19 protein-coding genes are annotated in these 15481 nt (G+C 70.6%); 10 read left to right on the top strand and 9 right to left on the bottom strand.

The window, feature by feature from the left end; all coding sequences use genetic code 11:
• Positions 1-95 precede the first annotated feature (95 nt).
• From ACIQNU_RS19055 to ACIQNU_RS19030, 6 genes are all read left to right on the top strand, one after another.
• Positions 96-1301, top strand: a complete 1206-nt coding sequence (locus ACIQNU_RS19055) for an ABC transporter substrate-binding protein (protein ID WP_401367449.1) — start codon at positions 96-98, stop codon at positions 1299-1301.
• A gap of 87 nt (positions 1302-1388) precedes the next feature.
• Entirely contained in the window at positions 1389-1742 is a 354-nt protein-coding gene (locus tag ACIQNU_RS19050; RefSeq protein ID WP_401367446.1) for a nuclear transport factor 2 family protein, read from the top strand.
• Between the two features lie 67 nt (positions 1743-1809).
• The gene (locus tag ACIQNU_RS19045; protein ID WP_401367443.1) at positions 1810-2187 is read left to right on the top strand and encodes a hypothetical protein; all 378 of its coding nucleotides are present in this window, start codon (positions 1810-1812) and stop codon (positions 2185-2187) included.
• A gap of 60 nt (positions 2188-2247) precedes the next feature.
• On the top strand, positions 2248-2568 hold the full coding sequence (locus ACIQNU_RS19040; RefSeq protein ID WP_401367441.1) for an EthD domain-containing protein: 321 nt from the start codon (positions 2248-2250) through the stop codon (positions 2566-2568).
• 95 nt (positions 2569-2663) lie between these two features.
• Positions 2664-4187, top strand: a complete 1524-nt coding sequence (locus tag ACIQNU_RS19035) for a class I adenylate-forming enzyme family protein (RefSeq protein WP_401367438.1) — start codon at positions 2664-2666, stop codon at positions 4185-4187.
• On the top strand, positions 4184-5224 hold the full coding sequence (locus ACIQNU_RS19030) for an MBL fold metallo-hydrolase (protein WP_401367435.1): 1041 nt from the start codon (positions 4184-4186) through the stop codon (positions 5222-5224). The genes ACIQNU_RS19035 and ACIQNU_RS19030 overlap by 4 nt, the downstream gene beginning before the upstream one ends.
• Before the next feature lie 72 nt (positions 5225-5296).
• On the opposite strand, the gene ACIQNU_RS19025 is transcribed toward ACIQNU_RS19030, so the two are convergent.
• From ACIQNU_RS19025 to ACIQNU_RS19015, 3 genes are all read right to left on the bottom strand, one after another.
• Positions 5297-6055, bottom strand: coding sequence for an SDR family NAD(P)-dependent oxidoreductase (locus ACIQNU_RS19025; protein ID WP_401367432.1), 759 nt, complete (start codon positions 6053-6055; stop codon positions 5297-5299).
• A gap of 65 nt (positions 6056-6120) precedes the next feature.
• Positions 6121-7149: a phosphotransferase family protein gene (locus ACIQNU_RS19020; protein WP_401367430.1), complete on the bottom strand. Its 1029-nt coding sequence runs from the start codon at positions 7147-7149 to the stop codon at positions 6121-6123.
• The gene (locus ACIQNU_RS19015; RefSeq protein WP_401367427.1) at positions 7146-8348 is read right to left on the bottom strand and encodes an acyl-CoA dehydrogenase family protein; all 1203 of its coding nucleotides are present in this window, start codon (positions 8346-8348) and stop codon (positions 7146-7148) included. Before ACIQNU_RS19015 ends, ACIQNU_RS19020 begins: the two co-directional genes overlap by 4 nt.
• 140 nt (positions 8349-8488) lie before the next feature.
• Here ACIQNU_RS19015 and ACIQNU_RS19010 point away from each other — a divergent pair, with 140 nt between their 5' ends.
• Positions 8489-9196: a TetR/AcrR family transcriptional regulator gene (locus tag ACIQNU_RS19010; protein WP_401367424.1), complete on the top strand. Its 708-nt coding sequence runs from the start codon at positions 8489-8491 to the stop codon at positions 9194-9196.
• A gap of 78 nt (positions 9197-9274) precedes the next feature.
• Here the strand turns inward: ACIQNU_RS19010 and ACIQNU_RS19005 are convergent, their stop codons facing one another.
• Positions 9275-9709, bottom strand: coding sequence for a VOC family protein (locus ACIQNU_RS19005; protein WP_401368063.1), 435 nt, complete (start codon positions 9707-9709; stop codon positions 9275-9277).
• Positions 9710-9849: 140 nt separating this feature from the next.
• Between ACIQNU_RS19005 and ACIQNU_RS19000 the strand changes: the two genes are divergently transcribed.
• On the top strand, positions 9850-10452 hold the full coding sequence (locus ACIQNU_RS19000) for a TetR/AcrR family transcriptional regulator (RefSeq protein ID WP_401367421.1): 603 nt from the start codon (positions 9850-9852) through the stop codon (positions 10450-10452).
• A gap of 46 nt (positions 10453-10498) precedes the next feature.
• Here the strand turns inward: ACIQNU_RS19000 and ACIQNU_RS18995 are convergent, their stop codons facing one another.
• The gene (locus ACIQNU_RS18995; protein WP_401367418.1) at positions 10499-11320 is read right to left on the bottom strand and encodes an enoyl-CoA hydratase-related protein; all 822 of its coding nucleotides are present in this window, start codon (positions 11318-11320) and stop codon (positions 10499-10501) included.
• 140 nt (positions 11321-11460) lie between these two features.
• Between ACIQNU_RS18995 and ACIQNU_RS18990 the strand changes: the two genes are divergently transcribed.
• Positions 11461-12231 (top strand): tyrosine-protein phosphatase, encoded by a 771-nt coding sequence (locus ACIQNU_RS18990; protein WP_401367415.1) that lies wholly within the window; start codon positions 11461-11463, stop codon positions 12229-12231.
• 48 nt (positions 12232-12279) lie between these two features.
• Here ACIQNU_RS18990 and ACIQNU_RS18985 read toward each other — a convergent pair whose 3' ends face one another.
• The 3 genes from ACIQNU_RS18985 to ACIQNU_RS18975 form a co-directional block, all read right to left on the bottom strand.
• Positions 12280-12981 carry an SDR family oxidoreductase gene (locus ACIQNU_RS18985; protein WP_401367412.1) on the bottom strand — a complete coding sequence of 234 codons (702 nt, stop codon included), beginning with the start codon at positions 12979-12981 and terminating at the stop codon, positions 12280-12282.
• A gap of 82 nt (positions 12982-13063) precedes the next feature.
• Positions 13064-13633, bottom strand: a complete 570-nt coding sequence (locus tag ACIQNU_RS18980) for a TetR/AcrR family transcriptional regulator (protein WP_401367409.1) — start codon at positions 13631-13633, stop codon at positions 13064-13066.
• A 75-nt stretch (positions 13634-13708) separates the two neighbouring features.
• Complete coding sequence (locus tag ACIQNU_RS18975) at positions 13709-14221, bottom strand: protein phosphatase (RefSeq protein WP_401367407.1); 513 nt, start codon at positions 14219-14221, stop codon at positions 13709-13711.
• Positions 14222-14499: 278 nt separating this feature from the next.
• Between ACIQNU_RS18975 and ACIQNU_RS18970 the strand changes: the two genes are divergently transcribed.
• A complete protein-coding gene (locus tag ACIQNU_RS18970) occupies positions 14500-14625 on the top strand; it encodes a hypothetical protein (RefSeq protein WP_401367404.1) in 126 nt (41 codons plus the stop codon).
• A gap of 51 nt (positions 14626-14676) precedes the next feature.
• On the opposite strand, the gene ACIQNU_RS18965 is transcribed toward ACIQNU_RS18970, so the two are convergent.
• Positions 14677-15300, bottom strand: a complete 624-nt coding sequence (locus ACIQNU_RS18965) for a 2'-5' RNA ligase family protein (protein WP_401367401.1) — start codon at positions 15298-15300, stop codon at positions 14677-14679.
• Between the last annotated feature and the right edge of the window lie 181 nt (positions 15301-15481).

Here is a 15481-nt window from a genome sequence, read left to right as displayed (position 1 = left end):
GTCGCGCCGTTTCCGGCCATTGCCAGAGGTGTTTCCCGGGGATTAAGATCCCGAGAACGAAACTGAACTTAACTCAGTTTGATCCGAGGAGGGTCATGCGACGACGCGCCCCTCGCGTACTGCACGCCGTGTTTGCCACCGCGCTCGCCACCGTGCTCACCCTGGCGGCCACCGCCTGCGGCGCCGGCGCATCCCCGGCCGACGCGAACGACAAGATCATCAAGATCGGCGCGTGGTACCCGCTCACGGGTGCCCTGGCCTCCTTCGGCATCCCCGAACGGGCAGGCGCCGACGCGTACTTCAAGTCGGTCAACGCCAGTGGCGGGATCAACGGCCGCAAGATCGACTGGATCGTCAAGGACAACGCCTTCGACCCCCAGCAGACCGTGCAGATCGCCCGGCGGCTGGTCGACCAGGACGGGGTCGTGGCCATCGTCGCCACCAACGGCACCGCCCAGTCCCAGGCCACGTTCCCCTTCGTCCTGGAGCAGTCGAAGGTCCCGGTCGTCAACACGCTCGGCGGGGACGCGTCCTGGTACAGCCCCGCCCGCGACGGGCTGTTCGGCCTCCAGACCCTCTACGAGGACCAGGCGGCGGCGCTGGGTGACTGGGTGGCGCGGGACGGGGCGAAGAAGGTGCTCGTCGTCCACAGCGACCCGGCCGCGTTCGTGAACGTGGCCGGTGAGATCGCCCCCGCCGCCCGCAAGGCGGACCCCTCGATCGACGTCGAACGGCTGTCGGTCAAGTTCCAGACCACCGACTACAGCCCGGTGATCAGCAAGGTCAAGGCCGCGAAGCCGGACGCCGTCGTGGTGATCCTCGCAGCCGCCGAGGCCGCGGCCTACCTCAAGGAAGCCAAGCTCCAGGGGCTCTCCACCCCGGTCTACGGCTACGCGCCCGTGGCCGCGCAGGCCACGCTCACCCTCGCGGGCCCGGCGGCCGAAGGGGTCAAGGCGGTGCAACTGGTCAAGTCCCCCCACGACACGGACCCCGCGGTCCAGGAGTTCCGGGACGCGATGGCGAAGTACGAGCCAGGGCAGCCGGCCGACTTCGTCTCGCTGTGGGGCTGGGCCGCCGCGAAGGCGTTCGTGGAGATCGCCCGGACGATCGACGGCCCGGTCACCTCCGAGTCACTGACCGAGGCGTACGAGAAGGCCGCGGCGATCGACACCGGCGTGGGCCCGGTGCTGCGGTTCTCGGCGGACAGCCATCTGGGCACCCGCGATGTACAGAAGGTCGTCGTCAAGGACGGACGCTGGGAGTCGATCGGCGACTTCTTCACTCCGCCCGCCCGCGACTGAGACCCCTCCGCCGCACCGGGTGACCCGGATCCGGATCCGGACCCGTACGTCACTCGGTGCCGCCCGTCAGCGAAAGGAACCGTCACCATGGCCCTGCGCACCTATCTGACCCACATGGACAGCCCGCACCCGGAGCGCGCGCTCGACGTGCTCGAACCCGACTTCAGCTTCCTTCTCGCCCTGCCGGGCCGCGAGATCACAGGCCGGTCCAGGGAGGACTTCGCCGCGTACATCGCGGGCCGCAACCCCGTGGACCGGACCCATGAGATCCTGCGCTACAGCCGTGACGGTGACCTGGAGACCGTGTACGGGGTGGTGACGGAGGGCGGGCGGTACGCCGGGTCCTTCCTGTCGGCCGCGGTGGTCTCGCCCGGGGGGCTGATGGCGCGGTACCAGTCTTTCTTCACGACATCGTTCGCGCTGGTCGACCGGGATGTCTGAGTACCCCGTAACCCGCACACCGGTGTCCGCCGACTCTTCCGCCCACCCCGACCGACAGGAGCCGGGCATGACCGATTCCGCGACCGCGGCGCCTTTCCTCACCGCGTGGTTCGAGATCCTCGACAGCGACGAGCCGACCCGGATCCTCAACCTGATCAGCGACGACTTCTCGCTGTCCATCCTGTTCTCCACCGGGGACGGCAAGGCGACCGACTTCGCCGGGGACCGTGCCGCACTCGTCGGCTACCTCGAACAGCGCGAGAAGGGCACACGTACCCACCACACACTGTCCGCGACCACCCTCGGCCAGGACGAACTCTTCCTCGGCGAGGTGCGGCGCGCCGGTGTCCCCGAGGCCACCTTCGTAGCCGCCGGGCGCGTGAACGACGACGGTCGGCTGCAACGGCTGCTGATCGGCCGGTCGTCCGAGATCCGCTTCACGTGAACACTTTTGCATGTGTCGGACTATGTTTTTAGACGTCGTGAATACGCGGGAAGGACCGTCATGTACAACCTCGTCCTGCTGGCAGCCCGGCCGCCCGAGTGGACGCACGAGCAGTTCATCGACTGGTGGCGCGGTGACCACGCTGAGCTGACGTACCGCCTGCCCGGCCTGCGGGCCTGGCGGCACACCGAGATCGACACGGCCCTGGAGCGGCGCTCCGAAGGCTGGGACGGGCTCTCCGTGCTCAGCTTCGACTCTCCGGAAGACCTCAGGAAGGCCCTGGACAGCCCCGCGTGGGCGCGGGCCGTCGAGCAGGTCGGGGACATGAAGGGCCGCCGTATCGCTGTGATGGGCCATGAGGCGGAGATGTTCAGCGCCTGAGTCCGCCCGGACCGACCGGTTCAGCCGTACGGCGGTGAGTGGCGATGAGAGCAGTGTTCCTGACGGAGTTCGGCACCACGTAGCGAGGAAGCGGGATGCGACAGGTAGTGCGGGAGTTCCAACAAAGGGCCGAGCGGGGTGACTTCGTCGCCGTGATCGACGACGCGGGCCGCCACACGGCGCGTCGGCTGCTCGACCAGGCGGCCACGCTGGCCGGCGCGATGTTCCCGGGCGCGGCCGAGGGGGCGGGCGGCACGGTCGTCGTCCAGGCCGACAACTCGTGGCGCACCGTCGCCGCGAGCCTCGCCGTCGGGATGCGCGGGGGTGTCATCGCGGTGGTCAACCGGCACACCACACGCGCCGAGTTCGCCGCGGCCTGCGACGACATCCGCCCGGACGCCGTCGTCGCCGAGCAGTCGGCGATGGACGAGTGGCGGGTGCCCGAACTGCTCGCGGGCCGGGCGGCCCCCGTGCTCGACGGCTGGAGCTGCCGGTCCGCCCCCGGGCAGCCCGATGTGTCACGGTGGGCAGGCGGTGTCCTCATCGGCCTCACCTCCGGCTCCACCGGGCGGCCCAAGGGTGTCGTACAGAGCGAGGAGGCCCTGCGCTACGCCGCTACGAGCACCATCCGCGTCAACGGTCTGGCGCCGGGCGACGCGGTGGGCGCGATCGTGCCGCTGTCGTCCACGGCGGCGTACTGCTTCGGTGTCCACCTGGCCCTGGTGCTGGGCGGCCCGCTCGTACTGATGTCGAAGTGGGACCGCGCCCTCGCCCTGCGGCGCATGGCCGATGCCGAGGTCCGCTGGACCATGTGTGTCCCGACGATGGCGCTCCAGATGGGAGCCGAGGCGGCCGGTTCCGGCGTCCTCGGGGGAGTACGGGCGATCACCGTGGGCGGCGGACCCATGGACCGCGGGGCGCTCGCCCGCGCGGAACAGTCCCTGGGCACGAAGATCCTCCGCGTCTTCGGGATGTCCGAATGCCTCGGCCACACCTCACCGAGCCCCGACGACCCCGAGGAGATCCGGCTCGGCAGGGACGGCCGCCCCTTCCCCGGCACGGACCTGCGCGCGCTCACGCCCGACGGGGCCGTTGCCGGTCCGGGTGTGTCCGGCCGGGCGCAGGTGCGCGGCCCCTCCCTCTTCCTCGGCTACGCACGGGACGGCAAGGTCGAGCCGCCGACGCTGACCGACGACGGGTACTTCCCTACCGGTGACCTGCTGATGACCCACGACGACGGCACCGTCAGCATCATGGGCCGCGAGAAGGACATCATCATCCGCGGTGGGCGCAACATCGACATCACCGAGATCGAGCGCGCGGTCGCCGGCTTCGCGCGTGTGTCCAGGGCCTGCGTCGCGGCGGTCCCGGACGAGGTCCTGGGCGAACGTATCGCCCTGCTCGTCGTCACCGAGGACGGCGGCGGTATCGACCTGGCGGAGGTGACGGGGCACCTGGACCGGGTGGGACTGTCCAAGGGCAAGTGGCCCGAATTCGTGTACGCGGTCGAGGAGTTGCCCCAGACCAAGGTCGGGAAACTCGACCGGTCCGGCGCCCGTGAACTGGCCCGCCATCTCCGCGACCGTGCCCACGGCCACACCAGCAAGGGAGAGTCATGACAGCGCGGTTCGACCAGGGCCCATGGGCAGCGGCGGGCGTCCAGACAGTGCAGCCCGGGGTGCATCGCGTTCCGCTGCCGCTGCCCAACGACGGCCTGCACGCCGTCAACGTCTATCTGCTGGAGAACCTGGCGGACGACGACGGCATCGTCATGATCGACGGCGGCTGGGCGATCCCCGAGGCACGCAAGGCACTTGAGGAGGCCATGGCCGCCATCGGCCGCGACCTCGGCGCCATCAGCCACATCCTGGTCACCCACATCCACCGCGACCACTACACCAACGCCGTCGAACTGCGCCGTTTACTGGGCTCCCGCGTCTACCTCGGCGCCGGCGAACGGCCCGGCCTGGACATGCTCGACCGGCTGGGCAGCAACGAACCCGTGGGCTCCCTGGAGACCTTGCGCAGAGCGGGCGCGGACGAACTCGCCGACCGCATCAGGGCGATGGACCACGGCGGCTACGACCCGGGCGTCTGGGAGGCTCCGGACCGCTGGCTCGGTGCGGAGACCCTGCGCTTCGGCGACCGTGAGCTGCACGTCGTGCCCACGCCCGGACACACCAAGGGACACGTCGTCTACCTGGACGAGCAGCGCGGACTGCTGTTCTCCGGGGACCACGTCCTGCCGCACATCACGCCGTCGATCGGCTTCGAACTCGCCGAGCCCGGCGGCCGGCCGCTCGCCGACTACCTGGACTCCCTGCGGCTGATGACCCGGTACGCGGACGCCCGGTTGCTGCCCGCGCACGGGCCGGTCGCCGACAGCGCACATGTCCGCGTCGCCGAACTGCTCACCCACCATGACGACCGGCTGGCGAAGAGCCTGACGGCGCTGGGAGACGGCACGCTCGACGCTTACGCGGTGGCACGCGAGCTGGGCTGGACGCGGCGCGAGGTGCCGTTCGGCGACCTCAGCGCCTTCAACCAGATGCTCGCGGTCAATGAGACGGCGGCACACCTGGACGTCCTTGTCCTCCAAGGGCGGGCGACGGTGGTGGCGGAGGGCGGGGTGAACCGGTACACGCGGGTGCGGTGACACACCGCACGGTCCGACTGGGTACCGGTGTGTGAGGGGCGCGGAGGTGGCCGCGCCCCTCTCTTCCGTCCGTCAGCGCGCCGTCCAGCCCCCGTCGACGTACAACTCGGAGCCGGTGACGAAGCTCGCGTCCGGTGACGCGAGGAACGCCACCGCCCCCGCGACCTCCCCGGGCGTGCCGAGCCGCCCCATCGGCGTGCCGTCGACCATCGCGGTGTGCCGGGGTGTGCCCACCCACAGCTCCCGCGACAGAGGTGTCTCGATGAAGCCGGGGTGGATCGAGTTGACGCGGACGCCGCGCGTACCCCAGTGCAGCGCCGCGTTCTTCGTCATCGTCCGTACCGCGCCCTTGGCGGCGTGGTACGAGAACTGGCTGCCGAAGCCGCCGACCGTACCGAAGATCGACGCGACGTTGACGATCGAGCCGCCACCGGAACGCTCGATGGCGGGACCACCGTGCTTCATACCGAGCCAGACGCCGGTCTGGGTGACCGCGACGACCTTGTCCCAGGTCTCCTGGGTCTCCGTCTCGACGTTCCGCATCTGAGCGATGCCCGCGTTGTTGACGAGGACGGTCAGGCCACCCAGTTCGGCGACGACGCGTTCGACGGTGCCGCGCCACGCCTCCTCGTCGCTGACGTCCAGCGGGATGCCGACGGCCTTCGCTCCGCCTGCGGTCAGCTCTTTCGCCAGGTTCTCGCAGTGTTCGGCGTCCAGGTCGGTGACCACCACGGCGGCGTCCTCGGCCGCCAGACGTCGTACCGTCGCCTCCCCTATGCCGCCGGTCGCGCCGGTGACGAGGGCGACCTGTCCGGCCAGTCGGGCTCGCATGGGCTCTCCTTCGATCAGTGTGTCCGTCGTTGCGTCGGTAGGTCCGTGTTCACGGGGTCACCGGGTCATGGCAGCAGTTCGAGGCCAGAGCCGAGCAGCGCGGGCACCGCCGAACCCACGCGGTCGAAGCCGGTGCCGACGGTCTGTCCGGCGAGGTAGCGGGCGTGGATGCCCTCGGCGATGACGGCGAGCTTGAAGCAGCCGAGCGCCTGGTAGTAGGGCAGGGCGCCGATGTCGCGGCCGGACTTCTCGGCGTACCGCTCGGCCAGTTCGCGGCCGGAGGGGAAACCGGGGTTGGCTGTGGGGACGTGCCGGGTGCCGAGCACCGGTGTGCAGACCGGGTCCCAGTACATGAGCAGCATCCCGAGGTCGGTGAGGGGGTCGCCGAGTGTGGCCATCTCCCAGTCGACGACGGCGGCGATCCGGGTGAAGTCGCCGGGTGCCAGGAGGGTGTTGTCGAGGCGGTAGTCGCCGTGCACGATCGTCGGGGCGCCGCTGACCGGCAGGGCGCGGGTGAGGCGGCCGTGGAGTGCGTCGAGTTCGGGCAGGGTGCGGGTGGCGACCTTGTCCCACTGTCCGCGCCACCTCCGTAGCTGGCGCGCCAGATAGCCGTCGGGGCGGCCGAAGTCGCCGAGACCTACGCCGTGCGCGTCGACCGAGTGCAGTGTCACCAGGGTGTCGACCAGGGTCTCGGCCGCGAGGCGGGCGTCGGCCGGCGGGAGTTCGGCGGCCCGGTCGCCGTCGCGCAGGACCACGCCGTCCACGAAGTCGACCACGCAGAACGGTGCCCCGATGATCTCCGGATCCGTGCACGACAGCACCGCCCGCGCCACCGGCACATCGGTGTCGCCGAGCGCGGCGACGACGCGGTACTCGCGGTCCATGTCGTGCGCGGTCGGCGTGAGCACGCCCAACGGTGGTCGGCGCAGTACCCACCGGTGCGTGCCGTCGGTCACGCGGTAGGTGAGGTTGGAGCGTCCGCCGTGCAGCGGTTCGATGCTCAACGGGCCCGCGCACTCGGGCACATGACGCTCGAAGTAGCGCCGCAGCGCCGGTCCGTCGATGCCGGTCACCGTGTGGTCGGCCGTGGTCACCGTGCCGCCCCTCGCTCCCGGGCGGCACGGACCGCACGCTTGGCGATGGCCCAGCGGTGGGTCTCGGACGGCCCGTCGTAGATACGGAACGGACGCACCTCCCGGTACAGCCGCGACAGGGGTGCGTCCGCGGAGATCCCGAGCGCGCCGCACACCTGCACGGCCCGGTCGACCACACGGTTGACCGCCTCGGACACATACGTCTTGGCGATCGAGGTGTGCTGGGCGGCCGGACGGCCCTGGTCCAGCTCCCAGCAGGACCGCCACAGGATCGCCCTGCCGGTCTCGATGTCGATCTCGGAGTCGGCCAACATCTGCTGCACCATGCCCAGTTCGGCGAGCGGCCTGCCGAAGGCGGAGCGGTGCGCAGCCCGCTCCAGGGCGATGTCCTGCGCACGGCGCGCCACTCCGAGCCAGCGCATGCAGTGGGTCATACGGGCCGGGGCCAGGCGTACTTGCGCGTACGCGAAGCCCTCGTCCACCTCGCCGAGGACGGCGTCGTCGGGCACCTCGCACCCCTCGAAAAGTACCTCGCTGTGCCCGCCGAACAGCCCCTGGTCCAGCGTTTCGATGTTCCGGACGATCTTCATGCCCGGGTTGTCGGCGTCCACGAGGAACATCGTCGCGCCGCCCGGGTCGCCGGGGCTGCCGCTGGTGCGTGCCATGCAGATGGCGAAGGCGGCGCCGTCGGCCCCGCTGATGAACCACTTGCGGCCGTCGACGCGCCAGCCGCCCGCGATCCGGGTCGCCGTGGTGGCAAGCGCGCGCGGGTCCGAACCGGCGCCCGGGGCCGGCTCGGTCATCGCGAAGCAGGAGCGCGCCGTTCCCGCCGCCAGCGGGCGCAGATAGCGCTCCTTCTGCTCCTCGGTGGCCACCTTCTCCAGCAGATGCATGTTGCCTTCGTCGGGCGCCGCGCAGTTCAGCGCGAGGGGCCCGAGGAGCGAGTACCCGGCCGCTTCGAACACCACCGCCTGCCCGCACAGGTCCATCCCGAGCCCGCCCCACCCGGCCGCGACATGCGGGGCGAACACCCCCGCGCCGCGTGCCGCTTCCTGGAGTCGTCGCCGCAGCGGCTCGGGCCCGTCATGGACGTTCCCGTCGCACGCCCGCTCCTCGGCGATGACCACATCCCGTACGAAGTCCGTGGTGCGCCGGGCGACGTCGGCGACCCGCTCATCGATCTCGAACCCGATGGACACGCTCACTCCCGACCTCGACCACCTTGGCTACTGACTATTAGCCATCACAGAGCGGAAGGGGCCGCATGTCAAGAGCACGGGCTACAATCAAGGCTGGAGGCAGTGGAAGTGGGCTAATCATCGATAGCTCGGGGGTTGATGTGTCGGTATCGCAGGGGCCGGAGCCGGGGTCGTACGAGCGTCCGCACCGGCCCGCATGGACCGAGGGCTCGTCGCCGGTGGACCGCCGGTCGGCGATCCGGCAGGCCGCGCTCGGGCTCTTCGCCGCGCAGGGCTACCGGTCCACCACCATGACCGACATCGGCGCCGCCGTCGGCATCCGCGGTCCGAGCCTCTACAAGCACGTGTCCTCCAAGCATGAGCTGCTGGCCGAGATCATGACCGGCACGATGGAGCGGCTCATCGCGGACAACACCGCGGCTGTCGCGGGCACCGGCGACGTGAGTGAGCAGCTGCGCCGCTCCGTGGAGGCGCATATCCGCTACCACGCCCGCCATCGCCTGGAGGCGTTCGTCGGCAACCGCGAGATCGGCAGCCTGGAGCGCCGCGAGCAGGACCGGGTGCTCGGCCTCCGCAGCGACTACGAGCGCCGCTTCCGCGAACTCATCGAACGGGGCGCGGCCGACGGTGTCTTCCAGGTCCAGTCGGCCAGAATCACGTCGTACTCGATCCTCGACATGGGCATCGGTGTGTCGAGCTGGTTCCACGAGGGCGGCGAGTTCTCCGTCGACCAACTCGCCTATCAGTACGGGGACATCGCGCTGCGGATGGTGGGGGCGCGGGCGGAGGGATCCGGGGGTGAGGAGGCCGGGGGGCGGGAGGCCGGGGGTGACCCGGCCCGTACCTGAACCCGGGGGTTCGGGTACGGGCCGTCAAGGGGCCGGTGCTCGCTGCGGGGCGTGGGAGGCGCGTCGTACCGGCCGACGTCAGCCGACCTGCTGATCGACCTGCTCGACGTACTGCTCGGCGAACTCACCCTTCGGCTCGATGGGGGTGATGACGTCGATCAGGACACCGTCGGGGTCGGCGACGATGAAGTGCCGCTGCCCGAAGTCCTCGTCCCGCAGCTCCAGTTCGGGCTTCAGCCCGCCGCGTACGACCAGCCGCTCCCACTCGGCGTCCACGTCCTCCACCTCGAAGTTGAGCAACAGCCCCTGGACGGGCCTGCGGTACGCCTCCGGGAGGGTCGGGTGGGTGTGGTCGAGGAGGGCCAGTTCGTAGGGGCGGGGTCCCGGGTGGACCAGGCTGACGTACCAGTCGGCCTCGAAGGTGGTCGTGAAGCCGAGCAGGGTGGTGTAGAAGTCCCGCGCCTCCTGGAGCCGGGAGGTGCAGATCACGGGATAGACGCTGGTCGGGTTCATAGGGCTTGTGGGACTCATGGCAACACCTTTCACATACCGTCGGTATGCAAAATGACGCTACTGGCATACCATCGGAACGTCAAACGTCGGCCCGGTCGGTCCCAGGGGCGACGGTCACCGGAAGTCGAGGCGGGCGGGCGATGGCGGGCGGAAGCGGTATCAGGGCACGGCAGCGTGAGCACACCCGGCAGGTGCTGCTGCGCGAGAGCAGACGACTGTTCGCGGCCCGTGGCTACGGTGCCGTCGGCCTGTCGGAGATCGTGGACGCGGCGGGCGTCACCAAGGGCGCGCTGTACCACCACTTCGGCAGCAAGGAGGAGCTGTTCCGCGCGGTCCTGGAGGAGGTCCAGCAGGAGGTGGGTACGGCGGTGGTGGAGGCCGCCGAGGCCCGGACCGACGCGTGGGAGGCGCTGCTCGCCGGCTGCCGGGCGTTCCTGGCGGCGGGCACGGCCCCCGGTCGCCAGCGGATCATGCTCGTGGACGGCCCGTCGGTCCTGGGCTGGAGCGAATGGCGCGCCCTGGACGAGGCGGCGTCGGCGTCCCACCTCGCCGACGCCCTCGCCGACCTGATCGCGGCCGGCACCCTGCCGCCCCAGCCGGTCCCACCCCTGACCCGCCTTCTCTCGGGCGCCATGAACGAAGCCGCCCTCTGGCTGGCCACATCGAACGACCCGAACGACCTGGAGGACACGCAAAGGGCTCTGGCGAACATGCTGAACGCGCTGCGGGTGAAGGCAGGTTGAAGGGCGAGCCGCCTTTCCCGAAGTCTGTGGTCACTCGGTCACTCGGTCACTCGCCGCTCCAGCGCGGTGCCCGCTTCTCCAGGAACGCCGCGATGCCCTCCTCGTGGTCGCGTGAGCCGAGCACGGTCGCCGTGGCCTCCTCCGTCGCGCGCCACCCGAGGTCGTCGTCGGACGAGAGCGAGCGATCCATGGCGTGGAGCGAGGCCCGTACCGCGAGTGGCGCGTTGGCGCAGACGCGCTCCGCCAGTTCGACCGCGCCGGTCATCGCCCCGCCCTCCTCCGTGACGCGGTTGACGAAACCGGCCGCGTACGCGCGCTCTGCGCCGATCGGGTCGCCGGTGAGGACCAGCTCGCGGGCCAGGTTGACGGGCAGTGCGCGGGGGCCGCGGAAGAGGCCCGCGCAGGTGGGGACGAGCCCGAGCCGTACTTCGGGCAGGCCGAAACGGGCGGTCGCCGCGGCCACCACCAGGTCGCAGGCGAGGACCAGTTCGAGGCCGCCCCCCAGCGCCGCGCCCTCGACGGCGGCGATCAGCGGCTTACGGCGGCTGCGGCGGATGAGCCCGTACTCGCCGCCGCGCTCGGTGACGTAGTCCCCGACGGCGTTCAGATCGCTGCCCGCGCTGAAGACGCCACCCGAACCGGTGAGGATCCCGGCCCACAGGGTGTCGTCGTCCTCCAGCGTGTTGAACGCCTCGTCCAGCGCGTCGGCGAGCCGCCGGTCGATCGCGTTCCGCTTGTGCTCCCGGCACATCCGGATCACCAGTACCCGGCCCCGTCGCTCGGTCCGTACCGGCGGGTGGTCCGGTGCGGTGGGTCCGGTCGGTCCGGTGGCTCCGGTCGGGTCGTCGCGTCGGCGCGCATCGGCCATGGTCGTTCGCTCCTCGGGGTCGGTCAGCCGACGATATAGGCGTCCGGCCGCCGAGAACGGGACCGGTGATTGCCCCGAAGCGCACCGGGTGACCCGTGGTCCGGGGGATCATGCCTAGGGCACGTAACGAGGGGGTCGGTATGGACGCAGCGCACGACGGGTCGGCCGCGGAGGCTTCCCGCTGGGTGGAGTTGGCGGGAATCGACAACGTACGGGACCTCGGCGGGCTGCCCGTCGGGGGTGGCGGGAGGACCCGGCGCGGGGTGGTGTTCCGGGGGAGCACTCTCCAGGGCGCCACCGAGGCCGATGTCGAACTCCTCATGGACGGGCTGCGGTTGCGTACCGTCGTGGATCTGCGCAACCCCCACGAGTCCGACCGCGAAGGGCACGGGCTGCTCGCGGGCACCGCCGTCCGCCTGGCCAATCTGCCCGTGTCCCGCGAGGCGCCATCGGCCACCGACGCGGTCCCGGACAGCCCGGACGTCGCCATGGCCGATTTCTACCTCGGCCTGCTCCAGGGCAGCGGCCCGTCCCTGGCCGGCGCGGCCCGGATCGTCGCCGACACCGACCAGCACGCCGTGGTGTTCCACTGCGCGGTCGGCAAGGACCGTACGGGGGTCTGCGCGGCCGTCCTGCTCGACGCCGTCGGTGTGGCCGCCGAGGTCATCGCGGCGGACTACGCACTCACCGCCCAGCGCATGCCCCGCGTCCACGCCCGCCTGCTCGACCTGGGCTCCTACCCGGACCTCCCACCCGTCGACCACGACTACATGGCCGCTGAACCGAAGGCGATGCGCACCTTCCTGACCACTCTCCACACCGAGTACGGGGGCGGCGCGGAGTGGTTGCTGCGGCAGGGGCTGACGGAGGGAGAACTTGAGGGACTGCGTGCCGCGATGGTGGAGCCGTAGCCGGTCGGCCCGCCCGGCGAGGTCGGCGCGCGCCGGGGTGTTGCTCCGCTACTCCGCCAGTTGCGGATACAGCGCCGTCAAGTCCCCGGACAGGCCCGCCTTGACCTGGCGGGTCATGTCGTCCGCCAGGACCTCGGGTGCTCCCGACTCGATGCCGTCGAGGGCCAGTACGGCGATGTCCCGCGCCGAGGACTTGGGGGCGTCCACGCCGGTGGCCATGTCGGTGTCGACGTACGCCATGTGCAGTCCCGTGACGTCGATTCCGTGGGGGCGCAACTCCAGGCGCAGGGTGTTGGTCTGTGACCAGAGGGCGGCCTTCGATGCGCTGTACGAGCCGGCGACGCCCAGCCACGAGAGTACGGAGTGGGTGTTGAGGAGGTGGCCGCCGCCGTTGCGTTCGATGACCGGTACGAAGGCCCGGGTCACGAGCAGCGGGCCGTAGAAGTTGGTCTCGAACTCGCGGCGGATGTCGTCGATGGGGGAGTTCAGGAAGGACGCGCCCACCAGGGCGCCGGCGTTGTTGATCAGCACGGTGACGTCCTGGGCCTGCGCTGCGGCGTTCGCCACGGAGGCGGGGTCGGTGACCTCCAGGGCCACCGGGACGGCGTCGGGGTGGGTCACGGTGCGCGGGTCGCGGGCGGTGGCGTAGACCTTCCGGGCGCCGCGTGCGTACAGCTCCTCCACCAGTGCCTTGCCGATGCCCCGGCTGCCGCCGGTGACGAAGACGACGGTGTCCTTGAGTGTGGTCATGACATTCTCCCGGCATGGCGTGGAAAACCGATCGGTTTCTCATCACCGTAAACCGATCGGTTTCCGTATTCAAGCGGGGGGCTCAGCGCACGCCGGCGGCGTCGAGGAGGACGTCCACGGTGGGTGCGAGGAGTCCGGCCGGGGCGTCGGCCCGGATCCCCGCGCGGGCGCTCGCGCCGTCGAAGACGAGGCTCAGTTGCCGGGCGAGCAGTTCCGGGTCCGAGGCCCCGCCCCGTGCCGCCTCGTCGCGGAAGAAGGACGTCAGGCCCTCCTTGACCCGATGGGCGACCTTGCTCGCGGGGTGGCTCGCGTCCTTGAGTTCGACCTGCACGGCGAGGTACGGGCAGCCCCGGTAGTCCGGCGCGGCGGCTTCCTTCTCCACCCGCTCGAAGACGTACCGGATCCGCTCCCGGGGTGAGCGCCCGTCGTCATCGGGCGGCAGGAGCCGGGCGGCGAAGCCGGGTGCGCGCTGTTCCAGACTCGCGGCCAGCAGTTCGTCCTTGCTCTCGAAGAGCTGATACATCGACCGCTTCGACACACCCGCCGCCTTGCACAGCGCCTCGACCCCGACGTGGACCCCGTCGAGGTAGGAGCGTGCCGCCGCCGCCTCCAGCAGTCGGTCCCGGGAGTTCGGCCTCACTTCATTGCTCATACGGCGAGGCTAACGCGACCGCCGCCGAACCGAAACCGATCGGTTTACGCCGGAAGATCCCCGCCCGCCGCCCCGTCACCCCAGCGGTTCGAGCCCCGCCAGCAGGCATGCCGTGTCGAGGCCCGTCGCGAGGTACTGCTCGAAGGTCTCGTTGTTCAGGGCGCGCGGAGAGCGCTGCCGCCGCAGCAGGTCGATCGCCTTGTCCGTGTCCTGGCCCAGCTCGACCAGGGTCTGTGCGACGACCAGGCCGGAGCGGTTGTAGCCGTAGTGGCAGCGGACCAGGGTCGCGCGCCCGTCGCGTACGGCGCCCGCAGCCGTACGGGCGACCTGCTGAACGGTGCGTATCTGCTCCGCGGTGAGCGGTGCGTCCGGTATCTCCGCGACCACATGGTCGACCCCTGGCGCCGGTCCGTGTCCCGTACGCGTGAACAGGCTGACGACCAGATCGAACTCCCCGTCCACCACCACCGGCCGTACCTCACCCCCGGCATCCGTCCAGAAGTGCCCGCCCATCCAGAGGCGGGGCGCGACCTCGTCCCACGGCGAGCCGGGCCAGGGGACGTCGCGGCTCTCCTCACGTGCCCTCACGTCGTCCCACACGCTCCTCTCCGACGTCATGTCCGGTGCCGGTGCCGGTGCCGGTGCCGGTTGGGTTGCCTCTGACCATCCTGTCCCGCGCCTCTGACGACTTGAACGAGGCGGCCCCCTCCGCCGTTCCCGGGAAACCCGCTCGATCCCCGCGACGCCTTGACGGCACGCTCTCCGCTCGGTACGTACATCCCAGACCCCATTGGTATAGACCAAGTCTGCCACCGGGGTGCCCCGTTCGTCCCGCGCATGTTCGTTCCCATCCGGTGGAGGCAGCAATGCGAAGAACACTGGCGCTGGTCGTCACGCTGATCGCCACACTCGCCGGAGCGGTCCCCCTGCTCCTGGCCCCGCCCGCAGCCGCGGCGACCCCCACGGCCGTCTTCGTGCCGTGCGTCGGCTGACCCCCGCTGCGGCACCTTCCCGACACCGGCTGACCCCGCGCCTCGGCGGTGTCAGTCCAGGAGAACGGTGGCGAAGGATTCCCACTCGTACATCTGGTGGTCGCGGTGAATCACGATGAGTTCCGCGCTGGAGATCCGGGCGTTGGCCGGTGGCAGGTCGGCTCCGGCGAGAGCCCGGTCGATGGGTTCGGCCGGGCCGTCACTCGCGCTGTAGGCCACTGAGACGTGCGGGATGAAGGCATCGGCGCTTTCCGGCACTTCGCCGAGAACCTCGTTCATGGCAGCGCGGATCGCGTCGCGGATGGACCGTACGGGTCCGTCCGGGTGGACGTGCAAGAGGATCGCTTCCGGGTCCGTAACGTGGGGGCCGATCTGCACGTCGAAGGCGGGAATCGCGGCGAGCCGCGGCCGGGCCGCGTCGACCACTGCGTGGACGTCCTGCTCCTTCACCTCACCTACGAAGCCGATGCCCTGCATGGTCAGATGCAGCCACTGATCCGGAATGGGAGTGAGGATGTCCCCGAGCGGTTCCAGGGTCTCCCGGTACTCAGCGGCGAGCCGGTGCACGTCCTGCTGGCCCTCGAAGGTCAGGTGCCAGGTGTAGAAGCGGCGGCCCACGCTCCAACCGGGCCGCCACCACCAGTGGTTGCGCATGCTCGGAGGTTGAGTGCTCATGCGCGCGATCAAATCAGGCGGGGCCCATGCCTGGCGAGAGCGCCATATGGCGCTGAGCGGAGTCCAGTCGTGGCCCCCCTCGTGTGGATGGGATACAGCTCGCCGCACAGAGGCTTCGTACACACCGGGGTGTGCCTGCGGGACGTGGGCGCGGTGAGCTGCGCAGATGGCGACGAGCCGA

Source organism: Streptomyces sp. NPDC091292 (assembly GCF_044757265.1).
Classification (GTDB): domain Bacteria; phylum Actinomycetota; class Actinomycetes; order Streptomycetales; family Streptomycetaceae; genus Streptomyces.
Note: the sequence above shows the minus strand (reverse complement) of the source record. Positions and strands in the feature narration are given on the sequence as shown.